24 protein-coding genes and 1 pseudogene are annotated in these 24,247 nt (G+C 71.2%); 11 read left to right on the top strand and 14 right to left on the bottom strand.

Features of this window, described 5'->3' with window-relative positions:
• Positions 1-18 precede the first annotated feature (18 nt).
• Positions 19-519 (top strand): WYL domain-containing protein, encoded by a 501-nt coding sequence (locus AB0K18_RS11890; protein WP_355420158.1) that lies wholly within the window; start codon positions 19-21, stop codon positions 517-519.
• 87 nt (positions 520-606) lie between these two features.
• Positions 607-1,290: pseudogene (locus tag AB0K18_RS11885) on the top strand (serine hydrolase); the annotation flags it as partial.
• A gap of 237 nt (positions 1,291-1,527) precedes the next feature.
• Here AB0K18_RS11885 and AB0K18_RS11880 read toward each other — a convergent pair.
• Genes AB0K18_RS11880 through AB0K18_RS11870 form a run of 3 tightly spaced genes read right to left on the bottom strand, consistent with a single transcriptional unit; the run spans position 1,528 to position 3,119 of the window.
• Complete coding sequence (locus AB0K18_RS11880) at positions 1,528-1,740, bottom strand: zinc ribbon domain-containing protein (protein ID WP_364913618.1); 213 nt, start codon at positions 1,738-1,740, stop codon at positions 1,528-1,530.
• A gap of 18 nt (positions 1,741-1,758) precedes the next feature.
• A complete protein-coding gene (locus tag AB0K18_RS11875; protein WP_364913509.1) occupies positions 1,759-2,556 on the bottom strand; it encodes a GNAT family N-acetyltransferase in 798 nt (265 codons plus the stop codon).
• Between the two features lie 56 nt (positions 2,557-2,612).
• On the bottom strand, positions 2,613-3,119 hold the full coding sequence (locus tag AB0K18_RS11870) for an HNH endonuclease (protein ID WP_345409331.1): 507 nt from the start codon (positions 3,117-3,119) through the stop codon (positions 2,613-2,615).
• Between the two features lie 283 nt (positions 3,120-3,402).
• Between AB0K18_RS11870 and AB0K18_RS11865 the strand changes: the two genes are divergently transcribed.
• Positions 3,403-5,460, top strand: a complete 2,058-nt coding sequence (locus tag AB0K18_RS11865) for a prolyl oligopeptidase family serine peptidase (RefSeq protein WP_364913506.1) — start codon at positions 3,403-3,405, stop codon at positions 5,458-5,460.
• A gap of 104 nt (positions 5,461-5,564) precedes the next feature.
• On the opposite strand, the gene purU is transcribed toward AB0K18_RS11865, so the two are convergent.
• Positions 5,565-6,419, bottom strand: a complete 855-nt coding sequence (purU, locus tag AB0K18_RS11860) for a formyltetrahydrofolate deformylase (protein ID WP_364913503.1) — start codon at positions 6,417-6,419, stop codon at positions 5,565-5,567.
• A 176-nt stretch (positions 6,420-6,595) separates the two neighbouring features.
• On the opposite strand from purU, the gene AB0K18_RS11855 reads away from it, so the two are divergent.
• From AB0K18_RS11855 to AB0K18_RS11840, 4 genes are read left to right on the top strand one after another with little or no spacing between them, the layout of a single operon-like run.
• Positions 6,596-7,546, top strand: coding sequence for an inorganic phosphate transporter (locus AB0K18_RS11855; RefSeq protein WP_364913500.1), 951 nt, complete (start codon positions 6,596-6,598; stop codon positions 7,544-7,546).
• A gap of 23 nt (positions 7,547-7,569) precedes the next feature.
• The gene (locus AB0K18_RS11850) at positions 7,570-8,202 is read left to right on the top strand and encodes a DUF47 family protein (RefSeq protein ID WP_355420143.1); all 633 of its coding nucleotides are present in this window, start codon (positions 7,570-7,572) and stop codon (positions 8,200-8,202) included.
• Positions 8,203-8,224: 22 nt separating this feature from the next.
• Positions 8,225-8,563 carry a helix-turn-helix domain-containing protein gene (locus tag AB0K18_RS11845; RefSeq protein ID WP_364913497.1) on the top strand — a complete coding sequence of 113 codons (339 nt, stop codon included), beginning with the start codon at positions 8,225-8,227 and terminating at the stop codon, positions 8,561-8,563.
• On the top strand, positions 8,560-9,045 hold the full coding sequence (locus AB0K18_RS11840; protein WP_364913494.1) for an NUDIX domain-containing protein: 486 nt from the start codon (positions 8,560-8,562) through the stop codon (positions 9,043-9,045). The genes AB0K18_RS11845 and AB0K18_RS11840 overlap by 4 nt, the downstream gene beginning before the upstream one ends.
• 98 nt (positions 9,046-9,143) lie before the next feature.
• Here the strand turns inward: AB0K18_RS11840 and AB0K18_RS11835 are convergent, their stop codons facing one another.
• The 7 genes from AB0K18_RS11835 to AB0K18_RS11805 all read right to left on the bottom strand — a co-directional run bounded on the left by AB0K18_RS11835 (position 9,144) and on the right by AB0K18_RS11805 (position 17,221).
• Complete coding sequence (locus AB0K18_RS11835; RefSeq protein WP_364913491.1) at positions 9,144-9,917, bottom strand: hypothetical protein; 774 nt, start codon at positions 9,915-9,917, stop codon at positions 9,144-9,146.
• 74 nt (positions 9,918-9,991) lie between these two features.
• On the bottom strand, positions 9,992-11,137 hold the full coding sequence (locus tag AB0K18_RS11830; RefSeq protein WP_364913488.1) for a pyridoxal phosphate-dependent aminotransferase: 1,146 nt from the start codon (positions 11,135-11,137) through the stop codon (positions 9,992-9,994).
• A gap of 102 nt (positions 11,138-11,239) precedes the next feature.
• Positions 11,240-11,692: a hypothetical protein gene (locus AB0K18_RS11825; RefSeq protein ID WP_364913485.1), complete on the bottom strand. Its 453-nt coding sequence runs from the start codon at positions 11,690-11,692 to the stop codon at positions 11,240-11,242.
• Positions 11,693-11,723: 31 nt separating this feature from the next.
• A complete protein-coding gene (locus AB0K18_RS11820) occupies positions 11,724-13,442 on the bottom strand; it encodes a tetratricopeptide repeat protein (RefSeq protein ID WP_364913483.1) in 1,719 nt (572 codons plus the stop codon).
• 200 nt (positions 13,443-13,642) lie between these two features.
• Complete coding sequence (locus tag AB0K18_RS11815) at positions 13,643-14,893, bottom strand: DMT family transporter (protein WP_364913480.1); 1,251 nt, start codon at positions 14,891-14,893, stop codon at positions 13,643-13,645.
• Between the two features lie 301 nt (positions 14,894-15,194).
• Positions 15,195-15,683: a GNAT family N-acetyltransferase gene (locus AB0K18_RS11810; protein ID WP_364913478.1), complete on the bottom strand. Its 489-nt coding sequence runs from the start codon at positions 15,681-15,683 to the stop codon at positions 15,195-15,197.
• Positions 15,680-17,221 (bottom strand): XRE family transcriptional regulator, encoded by a 1,542-nt coding sequence (locus tag AB0K18_RS11805; protein ID WP_364913475.1) that lies wholly within the window; start codon positions 17,219-17,221, stop codon positions 15,680-15,682. Before AB0K18_RS11805 ends, AB0K18_RS11810 begins: the two co-directional genes overlap by 4 nt.
• A gap of 275 nt (positions 17,222-17,496) precedes the next feature.
• On the opposite strand from AB0K18_RS11805, the gene AB0K18_RS11800 reads away from it, so the two are divergent.
• The 4 genes from AB0K18_RS11800 (at position 17,497) to AB0K18_RS11785 (ending at position 21,159) form a co-directional block, all read left to right on the top strand.
• Entirely contained in the window at positions 17,497-17,781 is a 285-nt protein-coding gene (locus AB0K18_RS11800) for a hypothetical protein (RefSeq protein ID WP_364913472.1), read from the top strand.
• 596 nt (positions 17,782-18,377) lie between these two features.
• Positions 18,378-19,241, top strand: coding sequence for a mechanosensitive ion channel family protein (locus AB0K18_RS11795; RefSeq protein ID WP_364913469.1), 864 nt, complete (start codon positions 18,378-18,380; stop codon positions 19,239-19,241).
• A 10-nt stretch (positions 19,242-19,251) separates the two neighbouring features.
• A complete protein-coding gene (locus tag AB0K18_RS11790; RefSeq protein ID WP_364381334.1) occupies positions 19,252-19,632 on the top strand; it encodes a globin in 381 nt (126 codons plus the stop codon).
• An 18-nt stretch (positions 19,633-19,650) separates the two neighbouring features.
• Entirely contained in the window at positions 19,651-21,159 is a 1,509-nt protein-coding gene (locus tag AB0K18_RS11785) for a glycoside hydrolase family 13 protein (protein WP_364913467.1), read from the top strand.
• Here the strand turns inward: AB0K18_RS11785 and AB0K18_RS11780 are convergent.
• The 3 genes from AB0K18_RS11780 to AB0K18_RS11770 are packed head-to-tail and all read right to left on the bottom strand — an operon-like array spanning position 21,154 to position 24,195.
• A complete protein-coding gene (locus tag AB0K18_RS11780) occupies positions 21,154-22,308 on the bottom strand; it encodes an MFS transporter (RefSeq protein WP_364913464.1) in 1,155 nt (384 codons plus the stop codon). The genes AB0K18_RS11785 and AB0K18_RS11780 overlap by 6 nt on opposite strands.
• Before the next feature lie 13 nt (positions 22,309-22,321).
• Positions 22,322-22,750 carry a thioesterase family protein gene (locus AB0K18_RS11775; RefSeq protein WP_364913462.1) on the bottom strand — a complete coding sequence of 143 codons (429 nt, stop codon included), beginning with the start codon at positions 22,748-22,750 and terminating at the stop codon, positions 22,322-22,324.
• Between the two features lie 14 nt (positions 22,751-22,764).
• Complete coding sequence (locus AB0K18_RS11770) at positions 22,765-24,195, bottom strand: MFS transporter (protein ID WP_364913460.1); 1,431 nt, start codon at positions 24,193-24,195, stop codon at positions 22,765-22,767.
• Between the last annotated feature and the right edge of the window lie 52 nt (positions 24,196-24,247).

Here is a 24,247-nt window from a genome sequence, read left to right as displayed (position 1 = left end):
CATCTCTATTGTTGGGGTATGACGACAGTCGTGAAGCACGATACTCGCCCGCTGACGACCGCCGAGATCGCCGCACTCGCACTCTCCCTCGCCCACCTCGGAGCGGGGCCCCAGGCCGTCACCGCACGGCGTGGCCTGCAGCACGCATTCGAGCACCTCGACCTCGACGACGACGTCATCGCCACCACGCTCACGACCCTCACCGAGCCGCTGCCGGCCGACGTCGCCGCGCGGGCCAGGCTCATGGCCGACGCCATCACCAGCCGGCTCAACGTCCGCCTGCACTACCGCGACGCCTCCGGCCGCGTCACCGCGCGTGACGTGGAGCCGGTGACGTGCCTGGTGCACCGCGAATACTGGTACCTCGTCGGCGTGTGCAGGATGCGCCGGGCGATCAGGGCGTTCAGGTTCGACCGGATCATCGCGGTCGAGCCGACGCTCACGCCGTCCAGGCCGCACCTGGCCGACCGGTTCCTGCCGTTCCAGCGCCGCAAGCGGCGCGCCTCCACGGCCGCATGACCCAGGGCGCCTGACCTCAGGAGAACTGGCCGGGGTTTGACTCTGCTCGCCCCGGCCGTTGGGGTGGCGGCTGGCAGGCTCCCGCACATGCGCGTACGGGAGTTGTCGCTGTTCGCCGCCCTGCTGGTCACCCTCCCCGGCGGTGCCGGGCCGCCTGAGCCGCCCCCGAGCCTTCCTGTCCTGCACGCCCCCGAGCCGGGCGAGGGTTCGCCGCCCACCGACGTGTGGCGAACCCTCGACCTCAGGCTGGAGCACTACCTGAGCGGGCGGCCGGGACGGGCCGCGCTGGCCGTCCACGACCGTACGACGGGCGTCAGGTACGCCTTCCGCGAGCACGCCTCGTTCCTGCTGGCCAGCGTGGCCAAGCTGGACATTCTCCTGGCGTTCCTGCTGGACGGGCACGGCCGGCGGCTCAGCGCGCACGAGCGGCGGCTGACTTCGCGGATGATCCGGCAGAGCGACAACGACTGCGCACGCGAGCTGTACGCGGCGATCGGCGGCGCGCCCGGCCTGGCTCGGACGCTGCGCCGGCTGGGCGTGCGGCACACCACGCCCGGCGCGGACACGTCGTGGGGCTACACCCGCAGCCGGCCCTCCGACCAGGTGGAAGTGCTGGAGCGGCTGGTCGTGCCCGGCGGGCCGCTGCCCGACCGCGAGCGCCGCTACGCGCTGGAGCTGATGTCGTCGGTGGAGCCGGCGCAGGCATGGGGCGTCAGCGCGGCGGCGGCCGGCGGCGAGGTGGCGCTGAAGAACGGCTGGCTGCCCGCCGCGCGGCACGACGGGCTGTGGACGGTCAACAGCGTGGGCCGGGTCATCGTCGCCGGCCACGACCTGCTCATCGCCGTGCTGTCGGAGCGCAGCCCCACCATGGAGGCGGGCGTCACGACGGTCGAACGACTGTCGAGACTCGCGGTCACCGCCATCACGGAACAGCCGCCGGCGACGGTGCCGACGACGGTGCCGACGACAGGCGAGTCGGTGTCACCAGGTCCGGCGGTTGGGGTGCAGCTAGGAGGAGCAGCAGCCGCCGCCGCAGCAGCCACCGCCACCGCCGCCGCCCTTGGGCGCGGCGGCGCTGCCCGTCATCGAGACGGTGGACAGCAGCTTCACCGTGTCGTCGTGCCCCTCGGGGCAGGCGGCCGGGGCGTCGGAGGCCGACATGGGACGGGACACCTCGAAGGTGGAGCCGCAGGCGCGGCACCGGAAGTCGTAACGCGGCATGCAGCCATGGTAACCGCGTCAGGCGTAGGCGACATGGGCGTAGTCGCCGACCGGTTCGTAACCGATGGCCTGGTAGATGGCGTTGCTGGTGGGGTTGTCCAGGTCGGTGAAGAGCACGACCTGCGCCTGGCGCTCGTCCGTCCCCGTACGGCTGGCGTACGCCGTGACGGCGGCCCCGTAACCGCGGCGGCGGCGTGAGGGCGGCGTGTAGACGGGACCGATGCGGCACACCCCGCCGCACGACGGCGAGAGCCCGGCCAGCGAGACGGGCGCGCCTTCGTCCTCCCACACGAACAGCTCCCTGCCCGCCAGCCGCCTGGCCACCCGCTCGACGACGTCGCCCTCCGGCATGCCGGTCTCTTCGCCGAAGGCGTGATACCAGCTCACCAGCAGCGGGAAGTCGCCGGGCACACAGGGACGGCCCTGCCCGGGAACGTCGGGGACGGTGAGCGTGCCGAGGCGGTAGAGCCGCTCCGACACCACCCGCGCGGGCTCACCGAGCAGCCGGACGGCCGCGTCGACCACGTCTAGCGGCCCGACCAGCACCGGCAGGTCGCCGCCGAGCGCGTCCACCAGCGGGGCGACCGCCTCGACGGGCACCGAGAAGAGCCCGACGGGATGCGGCGGCGTACGGAAGACCGCCCCGCGCACCTCGCCGCCGGCCGACCACCAGCCGAAGAGTGGATCCTTGGCCGGCATGCCGGCCCGCAGACCGGCCAGCACCGTCAGCGGGACGGTGTTGCGCACCGGGTCGCCGAGCAGGAACGGCTCGGCGACCGCGGCGTACGCCTCGACGTCGGAGGTGAAGGTCCACATGCCTGTCCATGCTGTCAGGCGGGGGCCTGCCCACTCAACGCCGTTTCAGACCCGGCTCAAGCGGCCGCTTCGAGGTAGGGCGCCCATTGCGGGTCGCCGACGAGCGAGGCGCCGATGAGCCGCCAGTGGGCGCCCCGTGGCACCGCGGGGTGCACGCGCAGCGTCCACCCCAGCTCCTCCAGATACTTGTCGGCCTTCCTGTGGTTGCACGTGGTGCACGAGGCGACGCAGTTCTCCCAGGTGTGGGCGCCGCCCCGCGACCGGGGGATGACGTGGTCGATCGTCTCGGCCTTCTGCCCGCAGTAGGCACAGCGGTAGTCGTCGCGCCGCATGAGGGCGGCCCTGGTCAGCGGAATACGGGAACGGTAAGGGATGCGGACATATCTCCGGAGCCTGATGACCGAGGGCACGTCGAGCGTGCGGCTCGCGGAGCGCAGCACCGCGCCCCTGCCGTCGCGGTGGACGACCTCGGCCTTGTCGCGCAGCACCAGGACGATCGCCCGGTGCAGCGACAGGGTGGTCAACGGCTCGTAGGTGGCATTCAGCAGCAGGACCTGGCGCATCATCGGGCCTCTCCCTGCTGCGCGCGTATCAAAGGGGACATGCCGCGGCATGTCCCGGCTGTCGGCCCCTCCTGGGGCACTCGTGCTTCCGTCACGTGGACCTCCGCCGGACGGTCCGACGGGTGGTCACCACGGCACCGTCCTGTCACCAAGTCTGGCGTTTGCACCGTGGTCCCCGCCACCCCAAAAATCTCTGCCCGGAATGACCAGAGGGACGCACGGTACGTTTTATGCCCGCTCGACCAGCACTTTACGCATGCCCGTTGGCAGTAGGGTTCGGTCCATGACGCGAGAGCCGTACCCGAGCGCACGCCGCGAAGACACCGTCGACATCCTGCACGGAACCCCTGTCCCCGACCCCTACCGCTGGCTCGAGGACCCGGACAGCCCCGAGACCAAGGGGTGGCTGGACGCGCAGGCCGAGCTCTATGCCAGGGAGCGGGGGCCGCAGCGGTTCAAGAGCCGCATCGCCGAGCTGCTCAGGTCGGGCTCCGTGGGTGCGCCTGTCTGGCGTGGCGAGCGTCGCTTCTTCTCCCGCCGCACGCCGGACCAGGAGCACGCGGTCTACTACGTGGTCGATCCCGACGGCACCGAGCGTGCGTTGATCGACCCGATGGAGCTCGACCCGTCGGGGCTGACCACGCTCGACGCGGTGCAGCCCGACAAGGAGGGGCGGCTGCTGGCGTACCAGATCTCGGTGGGTGGCGACGAGGAGTCGGTGCTCTACGTGATCGACGTCGCGACGGGCGCTCGCGTCGAGGGGCCGATCGACCGCTGCCGCTACTCCCCCGTGGCGTGGCTGCCGGGCGGCGAGGCGTTCTACTACGTGCGCCGGCTGCCCGGCATCGAGGTGCCCGAGGACGAGCGGCAGTTCCACCGCCGCGTCTACCTGCACCGCGTCGGCACCTCCACCGAGGACGACGTGATGATCTTCGGTCAGGGCATGAAGATGACCAACTACTACGGCGTCTCTGTCTCCCGCGACGGCCGCTGGCTGCAGGTGTCGGCGTCCGAGGGCACCGCGCCGCGCAACGACCTGTGGGTGGCCGACCTGACCGAGTCGCCGATCGACCGGCCTGAGCTGCGGGTCGTGCAGGAGGGCGTGGACGCGCAGACGGGGCTGGTGTTCGGCCGCGACGGCCGCCTCTACGTGCACACCGACCGCGCCGCGCCGCGCGGCAGGGTCTGCGTCACCGACCCCGCCGAGCCGGGCTACGAGAGCTGGCGCGACCTCATCCCCGAGGACCCCGAGGCGGTGCTGACCGACTTCGCGATCCTCGACGACCTCGACCGTCCGGTCATGCTGGTCGGCTGGACCCGCCACGCCATCAGCGAGATCACCGTGCACGACCTCGCGACGGGCGAGCGCGTCGGCGAGGTGCCGACGCCGGGGCTGGGCTCGATCGGCGGCATCGTCGAGCGTCCTGAGGGCGGCCACGAGGCGTGGTTCGGCTACACCGACAACACCACGCCGCCGAACGTGCAGCGCTACGACGCGCGGACGGGCGAGACCACGCTGTGGGCGGCCTCGCCTGGCGTGGTGGAGGTGCCGCCGGTCCGTACGGAGCAGGTGGTCTACCGCTCACAGGACGGCACCGACGTCCGCATGCTGATCATCTCGCCCGAGGGCGAGGCGTCCGGCCCGCGGCCCACCGTCCTCTACGGCTACGGCGGCTTCGGCTTGTCCATGACGCCCGGCTACTCCGCCACGATCCTCGCCTGGGTGGAGGCCGGCGGCGTCTACGCCATCGCCAACCTGCGCGGCGGCGGCGAGGAGGGCGAGGACTGGCACCGCGCGGGCATGCTGGCCCACAAGCAGAACGTGTTCGACGACTTCCACGCCGCCGCCGAGCACCTCATCGCCACCGGCGTCACCACCCGCGAGCAACTCGGCATCTCCGGCGGCTCCAACGGCGGCCTGCTGGTGGGGGCCGCGCTGACGCAGCGTCCCGACCTGTACGCGGCCGTGGTCTGCTCGGCCCCGCTGCTCGACATGATCAGGTACGAGAAGTTCGGCCTCGGCGCCACCTGGAACGTCGAGTACGGCTCGGCCGACGACCCCGAGCAGTTCGGCTGGCTGCACGGCTACTCGCCCTACCACCACGTCAAGGAGCAGGTGGCCTACCCGGCGACGCTGTTCACGGTCTTCCAGTCCGACACCCGCGTGCACCCGCTGCACGCCTGGAAGACGTGCGCGGCGATGCAGCACGCCTCGACGTCCGACCGGCCGGTGCTGCTGCGCAACGAGGCCGAGGTGGGCCACGGGGCCCGCGCGGTGAGCAGGTCGGCGGACCTGTGGGCCGACACGCTGACCTTCCTCGCCAAGCACACCGGGCTATAGCCTCGAAGGCATGGCGCGCCGATGGAGGCGGGCGGCCGGTCGGTCACCGCGTTCGGCGGCGGGCCGGCCGACCGGGTCATGCCCGGCCAGGGGACGTACCGGCCCTAGCGCGGGAAGATGATCGTTTTGTGGCCGTCGAGCAGCACCCGCTGCTCGGCGTGCCATTTGACCGCCCTGGCCAGCGTCACGCACTCGACGTCGCGCCCCATCGCCACCAGGTCCTCGGGCGAGTGGCTGTGGTTGACCCTGACCACCTCCTGCTCGATGATCGGGCCCTCGTCGAGGTCGGCCGTCACGTAGTGGGCGGTCGCGCCGATGAGCTTGACGCCGCGGTTGTGAGCCTGGTGGTAGGGCTTGGCGCCCTTGAACGACGGCAGGAACGAGTGGTGGATGTTGATGGCCCGGCCCGCGAGCTTCGCGCAGAGCTCCTCCGACAGCACCTGCATGTAGCGGGCCAGCACCACCAGATCGACCTGATAGTGCTCGACCAGCGCCATCACCTCGGCCTCCTGGCGCGGCTTGGTCTCGGGGGTGACCGGCAGGTGGTGGTAGTCGATGCCGTTGGACTGCGTGAGCGGGCGCAGGTCGGGGTGGTTGGAGACGACGGCGGCGATCTCGATGTCGAGCGCGCCCGACCGTACGCGGTAGAGCAGGTCGTTGAGGCAGTGGTCGAACCTGCTCACCATGATGAGCACGCGCGGCTTGCGCGCGACGTCGCGCAGCCTGAACTCCATCGCGAAGTCGGGCGCCAGCGCGGCGAACGCGGCGTTGAGGTCGTCCTCGCCGAGCGGCGAGGAGAACTGCACGCGCATGAAGAAGCGCTGCCCCACCCTGTCACCGAACTGCTGGCTCTCGATGATGTTGCAACCGCGTCCGGCGAGCAGGCCGGAGACGGCGGCCACGACACCGGGCCGGTCGGGACAGGACAGCGTCAGGATGTGTTCGGCGGGGCTGGTCATCGCTTCACTCTCGGGGCTGTGGGCGGTCACGTCGAGGGTACCTGGGAAGTCTTCGAGCAGTGATGCTGTTACTTGCGTTTCAGGGTAGTTAGTCGGTTGCAACCCGGCCCGATACCGTAGGTGACCTCTAGGGTGTCCCGCCGCAGGCAGGCGGGGCGGAGATGGAGCATGTGCCTTTGGAAGCCGTCGTACTGTTCGTGGTGGCCGGTCTCTTCGCCGTCGTGTCGGGGATCAATGACGGAGGCGCGCTCGTCGCGACAGGGCTCAAGCTGCCGACCGTACGACCGGTGACCGGGGTGCTCGTCCTCGTCGTGGCCGTGGCCACCGTGCCGCTGCTCACCCATCAGGTGGCACTGACGTTCGTCAACCGGCTGGCCTCCTTCGACGAGCCGGGCGCGCGCATCGCGATGACGATCGCGGTCGTCGCGGCGCTGATCGTGGTGACCACGCTCAGCGCGAAGGGCCGCCCGACCAGCCTCACCCTGGCCGTCGTCGGCGGGCTCACCGGAGCCGGCCTCGGCTGGGGGCTGCCGGTCTCCGGCGGCTCGGTCGCGCTGGTGCTGGCGTTCGGCGTCGCGGCGCCCATCGTCGGCGGGCTGCTGGCGTGGGTCCTGATCCGGGTGCTGGTCGCCGCCACCACGGCCCGCGGGCTGTGGCGCTGGCACTGGGCCGGGTTCCTGCTGCAGACGCTGGCGTACGCCTCCAACGACGCCCAGAAGATGCTGGCCGTGTTCATGGTCGCGGCCGGGTTCACCGGGGCGCCGGTCACGTACACGGTGCTCGTCGCGGCGCTGTTCGGCATCGGCACGATGTACGGGCTGCCGAGGGGCGGCCGCACGCTGAGCAGGGAGATCATCGTCTCCCGGCCCGCGCACGGCGTGGCAGCGGAGCTGTCGGCGGGCACGGCGGTGATCGCGTCGGCGGCGGCCGGCATGCCGGTGAGCATGACCCAGGCCATCGCGGGCGCGCTCATCGGCGCGGGCGTGGCGCAGGGCGGCGGACGGGTGCGCTGGTACGCCGCGGGCAAGATCGTGGCGGCCTGGTTGCTGACATTGCCGGCCAGCGGGCTCCTCGGCTGGGGACTCGCTCTCTTGATGAAGGGATTCGCGGGCGTGAGGTGGACGTGACGGTCTTCTTAGTAGGGGGTGCCGTGAAACGACTGAGGCGGATCAAGGACCTCATGACCGGGCGCATGGACAGTGCGCTCACCGAGGCGTTGCTGGGCCAGCTCGAGGCCACGAAGGAAGGCGCGTGGCTGGCCATGGCGATGATCGGCGGTGAGGTCGGCAGGACGGGCGCGCACGAGCAGATGCGCTCGATCGAGCACCTCGGCGACGAGGAGCGGGCCCGCCTCATCGACGAGCTCAAGACCGCCCTCGTCACCCCCATCGACAGGGAGGACCTGTTCCGGCTCTCGCGCTCGATCGACGACGTGCTCGACTCGCTGCGCGACTTCGTCCGCGAGTCGCACCTCTACCGGGTGCCCGACCAGATCCGCTTCACTCCCCTGCTCGACCAGGTCATCGTGGGCATCGACGCGCTGGAGAACGCGGTGCGCGACCTCGCCTCCCGGCCGTCGGTGGTCGCCCAGGACGCGCTTGAGGCGAAGAAGGCGGGCGGAGCGATCAGGCGGATGTACCAGTACGAGATCTCCCGCATCTTCTCCGGCGAGCTGACCGCCGAGGCCATGAAGCAGCGCGAGCTGGTACGCCGGCTGGAGATCGTGGGCGTGGCCATCGGAGAGGCGGCGGACGCGATCGCCGACGGCGCCATGAAACGGTGACCAGGTAGGATGTTCGACTGTTATGGAACAACACGTCCGGAGCAGGACCCGCGGCCTCACGCACACCGCGCCCGCCGAGGTCACGCTTCAGGCCGCCCTCGACGCGCTCGCCGACCCGATCCGCCGGCGCATCGTGCGTGAGCTGGCCGGGGTACCCGACTGGGAGCGGCCCTGCGGCACGTTCAACCACCTGCCGGTCGCCAAGTCCACGCTCAGCCACCACTTCGCCGTGCTGCGCGGTGTCGGGCTGCTGGAGCAGCGCGACGAGGGGGCGCGGCGGCTCAACCGGCTGCGCCGGGCCGAGTTCGACGAGCGGTTCCCGGGGCTGCTGGCGCTGGTCGTCGGCGAGGAGGGGCCGTGAGCGACGTCCAGGACACTCCCGCCGCGCGGGTCGTCTGCCTCGACCGTGACGGCCGGGTGCTGCTCATGCACTGGTACGACCGGGTCGCCGGGGCCGACCTCTGGGAGCCGCCCGGCGGCCGGCTCGAACCCGGTGAGACGCCGCTCGACGCCGCCAGGCGCGAGCTGACCGAGGAGACCGGGCTGCCCGGCGCGGCGGTGTCGGAGCGGATGGTCGAGGTCGAGCGCGACTTCACCTGGCTCGGTGTCCGTTACGTCCGGCGCGAGCCGTTCTACCTGGCCCGCTTCGACGAGGCCCGCCCCGAGGTGGTGCCCGGCGCGCTGACCGACGAGGAGCAGGCCGGCCTCCTCGGTCACGTGTGGGCCGAGGAGCTGCCCGAGACCGTCGACCCGCCGCACCTCGCCGAGATCGTCGCACTGCTCACCCGCGACCCCGGCGAGCCTGAGGCCGAGCGGCTCACCCGCGACCTCCGGCGAGCTTAAGCCCGAGCGGCTCACCCACGACCTCCGGCGAGCCTAGGTCCGAGCGGCTCACCCACGACCTCCGGCGGGCTCAGGTCCGGGCGCGGTCAGCCGTGCGGTCAGCCGTGACCCAGCTCGGCCATCGTCCGCGTCATGAGGCCGCGCAGCAGCTCGCCCGCCACCTTCTCGTGGCGGTCCTCCACCGACAGGCCCGTCGTGACGCGCTCGCGGTAGACCTCGCGCTCGTGCGCGTCGGTGTAGGGCAGCGCGGTCATCGCGACGACCACGCTGGCCCTGCTGCCCCCGTTGGGCAGGACGGCCACCGCATGCGTACGCAGGCACGTCTCGTCGGGCCCGCCGTACCAGCCGCACTTGACCGCGGCGCCGGGCCGGCCCACGGCCTCGCGCGCCCCGAACGTCTGTGAGTCGGGCACCTCCGCCATCCAGCCGAGCACCGTCTCCGCCACCGGGTCGCCGGTCGCGGCGGCCTGGGCGAGCACCGCGTACGCGGCGGCCACCTCGCCCGCCGCGACCTCCACCGAGCCGAACCGCGACGGGTCGCCGTTGGGCGGCTCCCAGCGCACGCCGGTGCGCTCGCACAGGTCGTCGAGGATGACGCGGGGCCCGACCGACAGCCACAGGCCGAGCGTGTCGGCGTTGGAGGAGAGGACGATCGCGGGCTCGGCGTGCCTGCGCCACCGCTCGGCGTCGGCGATGCGGTGGGCCGCCACCCAGGCGTACAGCGGCTTGAGCAGGGAGGCGCAGCGCAGCCTGGTCAGCCCTGAGCCGACCGCGACCGTGCGGGGCGGCGGCCCGCCGTAGCCGCGCCTGATGCCCGCGGCCTGCGCGCCGGCGCCGTGATCGAGGTGGTCGAGCAGCTCGTTGAAGCTCACCCGCCAACCGTAGACCCACCGGCCGCCCCCTCCCGCCATGCCACGCGCTCACTCCAGGGCCTCACTCCAGGGCCTCATTCCAGGGCGGCGGCGAAGCGGGAGCGCAGCTCGGACAGGCGCTTGACGGGCTCGTTGCTGAAGACCAGGCGGACGTACCGGGGCGCCACGTGCTCGCCCCACGCCGTCATGGGGGTGGCGGCGATCCTGCCGCGTTCGAGGAGGCGGGCCGACAGCTCGGGAGCGGACAGGCCCATGGCCTCGGCGTCCACCAGGCAGGACCAGCCGCCGCCGGCGCGCACCAGCGGCAGGTCGGCGAGCTGCGCGGCGACCGTCTCGTGGCGCGCCTGGTACTCGGCCACCGCCTCGGCGACCCCCGACGGCTCCCTGAGCGCCGCGGCGGCGCCGAACTGGTGGAAACCGCTGGCCACGGTCGTGTTGTAGATGCCCGCGACCATGATCCTGGACATGATGCCGGGCGGGCCGGCCACCCAGCCGATGCGCCAGCCGATCATGCGGTACTCCTTCGACATCGAGCCGATGATGATCGTCCGCTCGCCCAGGCCGTCCACCCGGCACGGGTTGATCTGCGGATAGCCGTCGAAGACGATGCGCTCCATGGCCGCGTCGTAGATCAGGTACGCGCCGGTGCGCTCGCACACCTGCGCCACCGCCGCCCAGTCGTCATGGTCGAGCACCACCCCCGACGGCATCGACGGGCTCATCAGCAGCAGCGCCGCCGCCGTCCGCACCTGCGACAGCGCCTCACGGTCGAGCCGCCAGTGGCCGTCGTGCACGCGCAGCGGCACGAGGTGGGGGCTCGCGCCGGACAGACGGACGCGCTGGAGCAGGCCCGCGTACGTCGGGTCGGTCAGCACCACCGGGTCGCCGGGCTCGGTGGTGGCGAGCAGCACCGGCATGACCGCCGACGTGCCGCCCGAGGTGATCGTGATCTGGCGCAGCGGGTCGTAGCCGAGCCCGGTGCGCCGCCGCAGGTCGTCCGCGACGGCCGCGCGCAGTTCGGGCAGGCCGGTGAAGGGCAGCCAGCTGTTGCCCGTGCCCTCCTCCAGCGACCTCCGGGTGGCCGCGACGGCGGCGGGCGGCGGCGGGACGTCGGTGTCGAGGTTCTCCAGGCGCAGGACGTCGGGGTCGGCGCCGGCCTCGGCCGCCACCCGGTCGATGTCGAACGGCTGGACGTGCGCGAAACGGGAGTTGGGGCGCATGGCAGCACCTCCGCGAAGAAGGGGTTCCGTATACGGAACGTCCGTCATCTGGGGGCTGCTGTCAAGGGGGCAGAGGTCGTCCAGGAGGCTGCTGTCATGGGGTCACAGGTCGTACAGGGTGAGTGCGGCGGCCAGCGCGGCGGGGATCAGGGCGGCCACGAAGATGATCGCGGCGATCCGCGCCCCGCGCGCCGCCCTCGGCTCCGTCATCAGGGCCGCCAGCGCCCCCGCCACCGCGAACGCCGCGCCGGTCGCCAGCACGTGCGCGAGCGTGGACGTCCACGACGGCACGGCCTCTCCCGCGATCCTGATCACCACGAACGTCCCCACAGCGACGAACGCCACCCGCCGCCCCGGCCGCACGTCCACCCGGTCCAGCGCGTACGCCGCCCCCGCCAGCCCGGCCAGGCTGATCACCACGAGCACGGCGATCGACGGCACCAGGCATCCCCTGTCCGCGCACCCGACGCCCGTCCAGGCCAGCCGCACGCTGGCCCACCACCACACGCCGAGCACCCCGCACACCGTCGCAGCCCGCCCGATTCGCCCCGTCATGCCCCTCATGCTGCCACCCGGCCGGCGGAGGTCAGGGCTGGGCGGCCCGGTGGTCGTCGGCCTCGGCCTCCGCGTGGCGGCCGAGGATGCGCAGGACGACGGCGCGGTTGGCGTACAGGTCGGGCTGGGGCTGCAGGGCGATGGCCCGGGTGAGGTCGGCGATCGCGCCCTCCAGGTCGCCGGTCGCGTAGCGCAGGATGCCCCGGTTTCCCCAGGCGGCGGCGAGGTCGGGGGCGCCCTCGACGGCGCGGTCGAGCGCGTCGGCGGCCTCGGCCAGGCGGCCCGCGGCCGTCTCCAGCTGGCCGAGCACGGTGAGCAGGTGCGGGTTGCCGGGCGCGAGCGCCAGCCCCGCCTCGACGTCGGCCCTGGCGGCCTCGTCCCGGTCGAGCGCGGCCAGCAGGCCCGCGCGGTTGATGTAGGCGTCGAGGTAGGAGGGGTCGAGCTCGATCACGTGCCCCAGGTCGGCCAGGGCGCCGTCGGTGTCGCCCCGCACCGTACGCAGCTCCGCCCGGTTGTAGTACCCCTCGGGCAGCGGGGGCCCGGCGTCGATGGCGCGCTCGAAGTCGGCCAGGGCCTCGTCGTGGCGGCCGAGCCGGAAGAGCAGGTTGCCGCGTTCCAGGTGATAGTCGGGGAAACCCGGGTCGAGGGCGATGGCGGCGGCGTAGTCCTCCAGCGCCTCCTTGACCTGCCCGCGCCCGGCCAGCAGCTGGGCCCTGTTGGCCAGCAGCACCATCCGGTGCACGGGGTGCCGCGCGCCGAGCTCCCCGGCCAGCTCGATGGCGGACTCGACGAGGGCCAGCGCGGCGTCCGCCCGGCCTTCGCGCAGCTCGACGAGCGCCAGCCCGTTGCGGTCGAAGCCGAGCTTGAAGGCGCGTTCTGCGGGGTCGGGCAGCAGGCGGGAGACGGCGATGGCGAGGTTGAGCCAGGCGCGGGCGCGGGTCAGGTCGCGCTGGGCGGGGTCGGGGTGGCGGGCGTCGAGCATGGCGGTGCCGTACGCGGCGGCGGCGTGCATGGCCGGGTCCTGGCTGGCCAGGCGTACGCGGTCCCAGAGGGCGCGAGCCTGCGCGGTGCGCCCGAGGCCGCCGAGCGCGGTGGCGGTGCGCTGCGCGAAGCGCCACCACAGGTCGCCGCCCGGCTCCGTGGCCGCCATGCCGAGCTCGCCCAGCTCGGCCACGGCGTGCAGGAACCCCTCGCGCATGCACCGGTCCACGAGCTCCCACAGCTCGCCCGGGTCGCGGTGCTCCTTCGGAGGTTCAGGGCCGCCGGAGTAGACGGTGATCGCCAGGATGGCGGGCGGCACCCGCCGCATCAGCACGTCGATCAGCTCGGTGTCGGTGGGGTCGGCGGCGGCGGCGTTGCACACCATGACGGACGAACCCGGCGGCACGGCGTCGCGGACGAACTCGGCGATCCCGTTGGCCAGCCGCAGCGTACGGCGGGGCGCGGGCACGAGGATGCGCTCCTCGTCGGAGAGCCCGGCGTCGATCGTGCCCCTGCCGGCCTTGACCCGCGCCTTCACCAGGCCGGCCAGCTCGGGCGCCGCCGCCAGGATCTCGATGTCGTGCGCGGCCACCAGATCGGGGAAGTCCCGCAGGGCCGCCGGCACCAGGTGGCTCAGCAGGGCGGCGGCGAAGGCGTAAGGGCCGCGTGGCCGTCGATGCGCGTCGATCATCGGCATCTCCGGCCGCGCGGCCCCGGTTAGGGCGGGTGGATCGCCCAGGACCTTGAGGTGGGACCTCTCCTCAGTCACCCCTTGTGAATGACGCTGGAGGTCCCTGCGAGCCTCGCGGTACCAGGCTTGCGGACGACGATGCGCTTCATGACGTGCCTCTCCACTCGGGGTTAATCACCCATTATTAGGGCACCTCACCGAATAGCAAGGTTTATTCCGAATAAGTGGGAGGCTAATGGATAAAATGCACTTGCCTTTCGAATGGTATGTCTAACCTATTAGGAGCGAAACCACCGCTGCAATCCTGTGGTATGAGCCTGCTGCTCGGAATCCTCCATGAGATCGCACAGGCACCGCCCGAGCAACGTGACCGACTGGCAGCACCCAGGCCCGTTCTTGGCCCGAACGATGCGGGTGGCCCGGTTGAGCAGCCGTTCGAGGCTCGGCTCCGCGCCGCCCTTGAGCGAATGGGTCTGCCAGGGGCAGGACGCGGCGTCCGTACAGGCGCTGGCGGCGAGATAGGGCACGGGCCCGCTCTGGAACCGCAGCCGGTCCTCCCGCTTGACCCGCTGCTCGGCCAGCGCGTGCGCGGCCCTGCGGGCGATCGTCAGCAGGTGGTGGCGGCCGCCGTCGTCGCGCCTGGTCACGGAGCGTGACGGTAGCGCGAACAACGTCGCCCCGCCCATCAGCGCACCGCCCACGATCATGCCCCAGCCCATCGGTTCGTCGAACCAGATCACCGCGATCGCCGCCACCCACACGGGCTGGGTCGACATGAGGATCTGGCTCGGCATCGCCGACAGGTACTTCTGCCCGTACGAGCGGGCCAGGAAGCCCAGCGCGCACGACACCACGGACAGGTGGGCGAGGATCGTCCAGTCGGGCAGGTCGGCCGGCAGGGTGATCCCGTCGCGTACGGCGAAGCAGCCGGTCAGCACCCCGATGGTGAGCAGCTGCACGGTGGTCAGCCCGTACGCGGGAAAGCCCGACGGCCGCTTGGAGAGGTGGGCCAGGAAGAGCGTGTGGCCCGAGTACAGCGCGGCGGCGAGGAGCGTGACCCCCAGCGCGGGCAACGACATGTCGTCGGTGTCCATGCCGCGGACGAACGCGAACACCCCCATGCCGGCCAGCGCGAGCACCACCCCCGCCCAGATCCGCCGCGCCACCCGCTGGCGGTACAGCACCAGCGTCAGGATCGGCGTGATGATCACGCTGCACCCCACCGCGAACCCCGACACCGCCGACGGCAGGCTGTTGAGCGCCACCGCCTGAGCCGCCTGCCCGACCCCGAACAGCACCCCCAGTAGCACGCCGTGCGACCAGGAACGCCATGACATCCCCCGCAGCCCCCGTGGCCTGATGACGAGCAGCGTGAGCCCCGCGACGAGATAGCGCTCGGCGAGCAGATCCTCCACCGGTAAACGGAGAATGAGGTCTTTCATCAGCGGGAACGCCGACCCCCATGCGGCGCTGACGAACAACAGAAGCACGGCTCCCAATAGGGGGCGGGAAGCGGGCACACCTGCCATGGAGAAAGCATGGCACTACTATTCGCGACGTCAGATGTACAGGGAGCAGCCGGTGAGGCTTGCTTACACCTCAGTGGTAAGAGCCTCACCCGCAGGTTCGTACAACCTTATCCGCGGGGGCCGATACGGCATGATCGGACATTTCCTGCTTGAGATACGGACCTGGAATGCCGAGGCCGTGGAATGTCCGGAAAGAGTCCCGGCGGGCATGTCACGCCGGTGTTCCCGGGTGGCTGCACCGGGAAAGTCGAAGGTAGCGGCCCCAGGAGGGGGTGGATGGGGCCGTAAAGGGTGGTGCCGGCTAGCGTTCCATTACGGCGCGCGGGACCAGCCGCTTCTCGCCGTAGATCACGGTGAGTTCGCCGACCCGCTCGCGGGAGAGTTCGCGCCATCCGCGGCGCTGATAGAGCGCCAGCGCGGCCTCCTGGTTGAGCGTGGTGTCGCCGCGTACGCACTGGAAGCCGAGCTCCACCGCGCGCCGCTCGATCGCGGCCAGCATGGCCGCCCCGAACCCGCGCCGCTGGAACTCCGGATGCACGCGCAGTCTGCAGACCTCGGCCGTGGCGGTGTCGACGGGTTTCAGCCCGCCCATCGCCACGATCCGTGAGCCCACCTCGCCCACCAGGAAGTCGCCGCCGCAGGCGAGGTAGATCTCCTGGATCCGCGGGAAGTCGTCGTCGTAGTAGACGCCGTCACCCGGGACCAGGCCGACCTCGGCGAGGCAGATCCGGTGGAGCGCGAGCAGGGTGTCGAGATCCGACCAGCGATAGCGCCTGATCTCCAGCTTCATGCATCGCCCCCTTGCATCTGGTGCTGTCTGGGCCGTCGCAGCTGCGCCAGGTACTCATCGAGACCGGGAGCGTTGGCCGCCTCGAGCTGCTTCCCGAGCAGGATCGCGGGACGCATGATGAGGTCGGTGCGGTAGTCGCCGGGAACCAGGCTGAGCGCCTTGGTCGCGATGGCCACCGCCTCCCGGACGTCACCGTCGAGCAGCTTGCACTGAGCCTGGTCGAGCCGGATGAGCGTCTGGTCGAGGATATGGTCCTCGTATTTGCCGAGGGCCTGGTCGAGCACGACCTCCGCCTCGAGCGTCTGGCCCAGCTTGGTGAGCACGTCGCCCTGGTAGAAGTAGAGCTGCTTCTCGGTGTAGCCGAAGGCGACGTCTTCGCGGTCTTCGGCCTTCATGTGGGAGAAGGCGTTCCTGGCCCGCGCGAGAGCGCGCTTGGCCTGGTCGACGATCTCCTTCTTGTTGTCGTTGCCGGCCAGCGCGGCCAGCGCCCTGGCCTCGACGACCGGGGCCATGGCCTGCGCGGGGCAGGGCGTGGAGCCGGCCATGTCGCGGCTCTTCTTGGCGAGGTTGAGCGCCTCGCGGGCGTCGCCGAAGTAGAGCGGCACGAGCGACTCGCGTGCGCAGATCCACGCGCGCAGCGCCCGGTCGCCGGTCTCGTCGGCGGCGGTGCGCCCCGTGCGGAAGAACGAGCGGGCCAGCCGGTGATCGCCCAGGTTGATGAGGATCATCCCGCTCAGGCCGGACAGCTGGGCGGCCATCCTGCACAGCCGCTCCTGCAGGTCGATCGGCTGGCGGCGGGACATCGCCGTGCGTACGGCGCTCAGCTCCAGCAGCACGTCGCACAGCAGCCGCAGCGGCGCCGTCGTCGTGTACTGGCGGCCGAAGCTGACCGTCGCCTCCTCCCACTGGTCGAGCATCGCGGCGGACACCGTGGCCGAGACCAGCGTCTCGTCCATCCTGCGCCGGATGCCCTCGCACGCCCCCAGCACCGGCCCGTCGAGCTCCGCGCCCTTGGCGTCGGAGTTGAGAAGGTTTAAGAGGGTGCGCCGGAGGATGTTCTCGTCCTCCTCGGCGTCGGGCTCGGGCTCCATCGGCTTGATCACCAGCTCGCGATCCTGCTGCTGGCAGCGGTCCTTGGAGTCACCGCCGACGACGCCCGGCATGCGGTGGCCGTGGCCGCAGATGCAGGGCGCGTCATAGCCCAGGGCGATCGGCTCGACCCGATAGACCGTGCACAGATAATGCAGGTATTCCGGGCCCGGGCGTTTCAGCCCGCTCTCGTACGCCGACAACAGGGTCTCTCCGATGCCGGGCATCGGCTTGGAGTCGCGCTCGAACAGGGCTCTCACCTGTTCGATGACGTCGGCCAGCGCGATCCCGTAGGCCAGTCGGTGCGCCTTGATGCGGGTCGTGCTGAACTGTGTCGTGCACGCCTCGTGGATCTCATCAGCTATCTGAGCCGACGTGCGCCCGGCGGCGAGGCCCCTGGCCCTGATCCGCCGGGCGATCTCCGTCTCTCGGTGCTGTCTGCCGGACATCCCGGCCCCTCTCACGCAAGTCTCGACCGGTCCGCAACTGGTGACTCAGCGTAGTCCTCAAGTCGCTGTACGCCTACCCATGACTATGAAGCAATGACGACGGGATGGGAAACGCCGATAGGGAGCCTACGGTTAAGGATCGTCCTCCCGAGGACTGTTTCTTACAACCCACGAGTGAGAAGCGACTCCCCGTGAGCAAACAGCCCCGTTGCGCGAACCCTTGACTTGGGCCATCTTTGGCGCACCGGCAACGATTCCCAAGGGAGGGACGAACGGTGGGGGACGACAACTTCGAGCACCTTGAGCGTCTGGTGACCGAACTCGGCGCTCGCGGACTGCTCGCACGAGTGGTCCGGACCCAGAGCGGGCACACCTTCGTCCGGGTGATCAACCCGGACGCCACGAGCCTTTCCGAGAACGTCACGTGCCGCCCGGCCGCCGTCTCGGAGGTCTCGGCCTGGTGGTACTGCTGGTCCTGGGGCGACCGGATGCACACGGCCGACGACCCGGCCGGTGCGGCGAACAAGGTCGCCCGCGTGCTCGCCGTCGCGGGTGAGTGAACGGCGTGGTGATCCGGGTGGAGCGCAGCCACCGCGGCTCACCGCGACCCGCGGCGGCTTCTGGGAGCCGGCGGGGTGACCGGTGCGGAGGGGCTCCGGCGTGCCCGGGCCCTTGGTCACCCCGCCGGTTCCGGCCGGCCGCACGTCACATGCCTCTTCATGGCCTCCCTGTGAGGCCCGCCCGTACGGCGCCGCCCGCCGTACGGGCTCTCAGACCCCCGCCCGCATCACCGGGCGGGTGTTCGGGGGATCCCTCCCGGAACCGGCTCGGGACACGCTTCCGGGTGCGTGTCCCGTTCCGAGCCGTCCGTCATCGGAGCGCCGTCTCTCTCCCTCCGCGGCCCAGAGAGCCGGCGACCCCGTCTTCCCCGGCGTGATGTGACGGCGGGCGGTTCGGTCGGCGGTATCTTTTGGATCGAAACGGTCCAATAGGCGACCGAACCGCTTCCGGAGGGGGATCCACCATAGTGTTACTGCTGGTGACGCCGGCACCACCATCCGCGTCTCCGTCGCTTCTGCCGGACGTGGATCAGATGACCACGCAAATGTCCGCTGTCTGCCAAAGTGACACGGTTCTTTGCTCTACCCTGGTCAGGGTGTTCGGCAACGAGCCCTGGGCGCCCCTGGTGTCCAGCGCGATAACCATCGTCCTGATCCTCGTGCTCGCCTTCGTTCTGCGGAACGTCGCGCACCGGATCATCACGAGGGTGGTCAACCGAGCGGCCACGGGTGGGTCGATCACGAGCCGGTTCCGCAAGGGAGCGGCTCCCGACGGCATCGACGCACTGCTGCACGAGCGGCGTAAGCAGCGGGCAGAGACCATGGGGTCGGTGCTCAAGCACGTCGCCTCGATCGTCGTGCTCGGCACCGCGGCGCTGACCGTGCTCGACCGGCTGACCATCCCGATCGCGCCCCTGCTGACCAGCGTCGGCATCCTCGGCGTCGCGGTCGGCTTCGGCGCGCAGGAGCTGGTGAAGGACTTCATCGCCGGCATGTTCATGCTGCTGGAGGACCAGTACGGCGTCGGCGACGTGATCGACACGGGCGCCGCCGTGGGCACCGTCGAGGCGGTCACGCTGCGCATCACCCGGCTGCGCGACGCCGACGGCCGCGTGTGGTACATCCGCAACGGCACGATCACCCGGGTCGGCAACGAGTCGCAGGGGTGGTCGAGGGCGTACATGGACGTTCCCGTGGCGTACGACGCCGACGTGGTGGGCGTCAAGGTGCTGCTCGAGCAGGTGGCCGAGGAGATGTGGGCCGACGCCGAGCTGCGCGAGAGCAAGATCGTCGAAGAGCCGCAGGTCTACGGCGTCGAGCAGCTGTCCGACAGCTCGCTGGTGTTCCGCATCACCACCAAGACGCTGCCGTCGGCGCAGTCCGAGGTGGCGCGCGAGATGCGCTTGCGGGTCAAGTCGGCGCTCGACACCGCGGGCATTCAGCTGGTGGGCAGCGCCTAAGCTAGGGATCGTGACAGAGACCTCCTTTTACGACGCCGTCGGGGGCGAGGAGACGTTCCGGCGCCTCGTACACCGCTTCTATGAGGGGGTCGCGGAAGACCCGCTGCTGCGGCCGCTCTATCCGGAGCCCGATCTCACGGGCGCGGAAGAGCGGCTGCGCGGTTTCCTGGTCCAATACTGGGGCGGTCCCAAGACCTACAGCGAGCAGCGCGGCCACCCCCGGCTGCGCATGCGGCACATGCCGTTCGTCATCGGCGAGCCCGAGCGCGACGCCTGGCTGCGGCACATGCGTGACGCGGTCGACTCGCTCGACCTGCCGGAGGAGCAGGACAAGCGGCTCTGGGACTATCTGGTCTACGCGGCCCACAGCCTGGTGAACTCCCCCACATAACGGGGCATGACACGCCACATGGATATCCCCTGGTGGCGTGACGCAGTCGTCTACGAGATCTATGTCCGCAGCTTCGCCGACGCCTCGGGAGACGGCGTCGGCGATCTCGCCGGCATCCGCGAGCGCCTGCCCTATCTGCGGCGGCTGGGCGTGGACGCCATCTGGCTGACCCCGTTCTACCCCTCCCCCATGGCCGACGGCGGCTACGACGTGGCCGACTACCGCGGCGTCGATCCGTTGTTCGGCTCGCTGGACGACTTCGACGCGCTGGTGACGCAGGCGCACGAGCTGGGGCTGCGGGTGCTCGTGGACATCGTGCCCAATCACAGCTCGTCGGCGCACCCGTGGTTCCAGGAGGCGCTGCGCGGGGTGGGCCGCGACCGCTACATCTTCCGCGACCACACCAACAACTGGAAGTCCACCTTCAGCGGACCCGCCTGGACGCAGGCGCCAGACGGGCAGTACTACCTGCATCTGTTCGCGCCCGAGCAGCCCGACTTCAACTGGCGCAACCGCGAGGTGCACGAGGAGTTCCTGGACGTGCTGCGCTTCTGGCTGGAGCGCGGCGTCGACGGGTTCCGCATCGACGTGGCGATGGGGCTCTACAAGGCGGAGGGGCTGCCCGACGTGGACGACCAGTCGTTCGCCTCTGTCTCGCCGGTGTGGGGGCAGCCGGAGGTGCACGGCGTCTACCGGGAGTGGCGGCGGTTGCTCGACTCCTACCCGGGGGAGCGGATGGCGGTGGGCGAGGTGTGGACCGACGACGCCGAGGACCTCGCCCGCTACGTACGCCCCGACGAGCTGCATCAGAGCTTCAACTTCGCCTGGCTGGAGGCGCCGTGGTCGGCCACCGCGTTCCGCAAGGTGATCGACGACACGTTGGCGGCGGTGCCGTACGCGACGTGGGTGCTGTCCAACCACGACGTCGTACGCCACCGCACCCGCTACGGTACGGACGATCCTGGGGCGGGCCTGGCGCGGGCCAGGGCGGCGCTGCTGACGATGCTGGCCCTGCCCGGCTCCGCCTACCTCTACCAGGGCGAGGAGCTGGGGCTGCCGGAGGTGACCGACCTGCCGGACGACGCCAGGCAGGACCCCATCTTCTTCCGGTCGAAGGGTGAGCTGCCGGGGCGCGACGGGTGCCGGGTGCCGATCCCTTGGACGGTCGATCCGCCGTCCCACGGGTTCTCGCCGGGCGGGGTGGAGCCGTGGCTGCCGCAGCCGGAGTCGTTCGCGGAGCTGAGCGTGGAGAAGCAGGAAGGGGTGGCGGACTCGACGCTGGAGTTCTACCGGCGGGCCCTGGCGCTGCGCCGCGCGCTGGCGGGAGAGATTCCTCACACCTTGGAGTGGCTCGACTCCCCTGAGGGAGCGCTTTTCTTCACCAGGGGTCCGCTGATCTGCGCACTCAACTGCGGCACGGGCCCGGTGCACCTGCCCGAGCACACCGAGGTGCTGCTGACGAGCGGCCCGCTCAAGCGCGGCCTGCTGCCGCAGGACACGGCGGTGTGGCTGCGGCGCGCGTCATGAGCGGTCGGCGCGCAGCGGGATGACCGGCAGCGAGACCAGCGCGCAGCCGAGGCCGGCGGCGAAGCCCGCCCAGTAGCCGGCGCCCTCGATGAGCAGGCCGGCGAGCGGGGTGGCGACGAGGGCGACGGTGTTCTGGACGGTGTTGTGGGTGCCGAGCACCCGGCCCGCCCAGCCGGGTCCGGCCAGTTCGCCGGCCGTGAGGTAGGCGAGGCCGTTGCCCGCCACGGTCATCACCGAGGCGAGCGCCAGCATGACCACGCCGAACGCGGCTCCGGTGAGCGCGCCTGCGACGAGCAGGGCAAGCACGACGAGGTTCCAGAGCGTGAGCAGCAGCAGGGGACGCATGCGCAGGCCGGTCCTGTCCGACCAGCGACCGGCCGCGACGCGGACCACGGCGCCGCCGATCGCGGCCACGCCGAACAGCCGCCCCGCCGCGACGCCGTCCCAGCCGTAGGAGGTGACCAGGCAGTCCACGCCGTACGTGGTGACCACGATCTGCGGCACCGCCTGCAGCGCGCTGGTGGCGTGCACTCGCCACAACGCGGGCTGCCGGTACGGCGAGCCCGCCGCGGCCGCCCTGCTTTCGGGCGCCGTGTGCGGCGGCTCGGCCAGGAAGAGCGCGGCCAGCACGGCGGCCAGCAGGCTGAGCACCGAGCAGAGCAGCAGCACGCCGGTCAGCCCGTGGGCGGCGGCGACGGGCGGCAGCACGAAGGCGGCGGCCGCCATGCCGAGGGTGAAGGAGACCTGCCGCACGCCCATGGCGACGCCGCGCTCGGGCGGGCTGAACCAGCGCAGCACGATCCGGCCGCCGCCGACCATCGCGGCGGAGCCGCCCGCGCCGGCCAGGGCGAGCAGCGCGATCACGGCCCAGGTGGCCTCGGCGAACGCGGCGGCGGCCAGCGTCACGGCGGCCACACCGACGCCGAGTCCCAAGACGAGCCGTTCGCCGTGCCGGTCGGCGAGCGCGCCCCAGGCGACGAGGGCGCACAGGATACCGATCGCCGGGGCGTTCCCTATCAGGCCACCCACTGGCAGCGAGACACCGAAATGTCGCAAGATTTCGGGCATGACCAGGGGCAGTCCGAACAGCCCCAGGGTGACGCTGGCGTGCGCGTTGACGCCCAGCGCCAGCATCCACCACCGCTTCATGCTCAGAGGTACGTCATTCGGCGTACCGCTTGAGGTAGGCCAGCTCGCTCTCGGTCAGGCGGCGGGGCGCGGCCCGCTCGACGTCGTACGCCGCGAGCACCGACCTCGCGGTCACGTAGAGGTCCTCGTCGTCGCGGATCTCGTAACGCAGCGTGAACCGTACCGCCCGGATCTCCGTCACCCAGGTCTCGACGCGTACGGGCTCGGCGCGGAAGCCCAGCGGGCGCCGGTAGTCGATCTCGTGGCGCGTCACGACCAGCCCCTTGAAGGGCTCCACACCCTCCTTGTACGGGTCGATGCTCAACATGCCGAACCGCGCGTCCTCGAGGTAGTCGAGGAAGCGCACGTTGTTCACATGACCTTGGGAGTCGATGTCACCGAATCTCACCACGCGGGGATAGATGTGCCGTCGGGCCGGGGAAGGTTCGTCCACGTCCGCCACCGTACCCGGCCACGTCAGGTGGCCTTGCGCCGGGCCAGGCAGGTCAGCACGGTCAGCACCGACACCGCGGCCATCGTGCCGAGCGCCCACCGGTAGCCGGTGACGAGCTGCCCGACGGCCTCGCCGGAGAGCAGGCCGAGGGTGCCGGCGAAGACCTGCTGGTGCAGCGCGGCGGGCAGCGGCGCGACGAGGATCGACAGCACCATGCCGGTGCCGACGACGTTGCCGGTGTTCTGCAGCATGAGCCGCATGGCGTTGACGATGCCGAGCCGGTTCGACGGCAGGCCGTCGAGGATGGCGGTGTTGTTGGACGGCAGGAAGATCCCGGAGCCGAGGCCGATGAGCACAAGCCCGGTGGCGACGGCCGGATACGGCATCGTCGTGGACATCACCGCCATCATGACCGCGAGGCCGCAGGAGGTCGTCGCGGCCCCGGCCACGGCGAGGGTGCGGGCGCTGAAGCGGCGCTGCAGGAAGCCGGAGACGACCGAGGCGCACAGGGCGGCCACGGCCAGCGGCAGCACCTTGAGCCCTGCCTGTACGGGATCGTCCCCGCGGACGGCCTGGAAGTAGAGCGCGACGAGGAAGACCATGCCCATGCGCGCGACGGCGTTGAGGAACGAGGCGAGCGTCCCGAAGGCGAAGGACGGCTCGCGGAAGAGGCTCATGTCCACCACGGGGTGGGCGGCCCTGCGTTCCCTGAGCACGAACAGCGGCAGCCCCACCACGAAGGCCACCGCGCCGCCGAGCACCAGCGGATGCTGCCAGCCGAGCCTGGTGAACTCCGACAGCGCCAGCAGCAGCCCGCCCAGCGTCAGCAGCACGAGCAGGCTGCCCGGCGCGTCGAGCCCGCCGTCGCGCCGGGCGGGCGCCGTCCTGCGCAGTGTGATCGAGCCCCACAGCAGGCAGAGCAGCCCGATCGGCACGTTGAACCAGAACACCCACCGCCAGCCCAGGCTCTCGGCCAGCACGCCGCCCAGCGTGGGGCCGATCAGCCCGGCGATGGAGAACGAGGCGACGTACACGCCCATGCCCTCGCCCAGCCGCTCGCGTGGGAAGGCGTCGCTGACCAGGGCCGCGCTGTTGGTGAGCAGCATGGCGGCGCCCGCCGCCTGCACGACCCGCATGGCGACGACCAGCCAGGCGTTCGGGGCGAGCCCGGCGAGCAGCGCGGCCCCCGTGTACGTGGCCAGCCCCAGCAGGTACATCCTGCGCCTGCCGAACAAGTCGGCCAGTCTGCCGAATACCACCATGAGGACGGTCGTGGTCAACTGGTAGCCGAGGAGGATCCAGCTCGCCGCGGTGGCGTCGGCGCCGGTGTTGCGCGCGATCTCGGGGAGCGCGACGTTGATCGCGCTGCCGCCGAGCCCGGTCAGGACGCTGGCCAGGCTCACGACCGACAGAGTTCGCCAGGCGTAGCCGAGGGTCGGGGTGGTCGCCGCCAAAGGCCCTTATCCTTTCTAGATTTCAATACTAGAATCTTATTCGCATCGTTCG

It is taken from the genome of Nonomuraea sp. NPDC049421 (assembly GCF_040677005.1).
Lineage (GTDB): Bacteria > Actinomycetota > Actinomycetes > Streptosporangiales > Streptosporangiaceae > Nonomuraea > Nonomuraea salmonea.
This window is presented reverse-complemented; position numbering and strand designations above follow the sequence as displayed.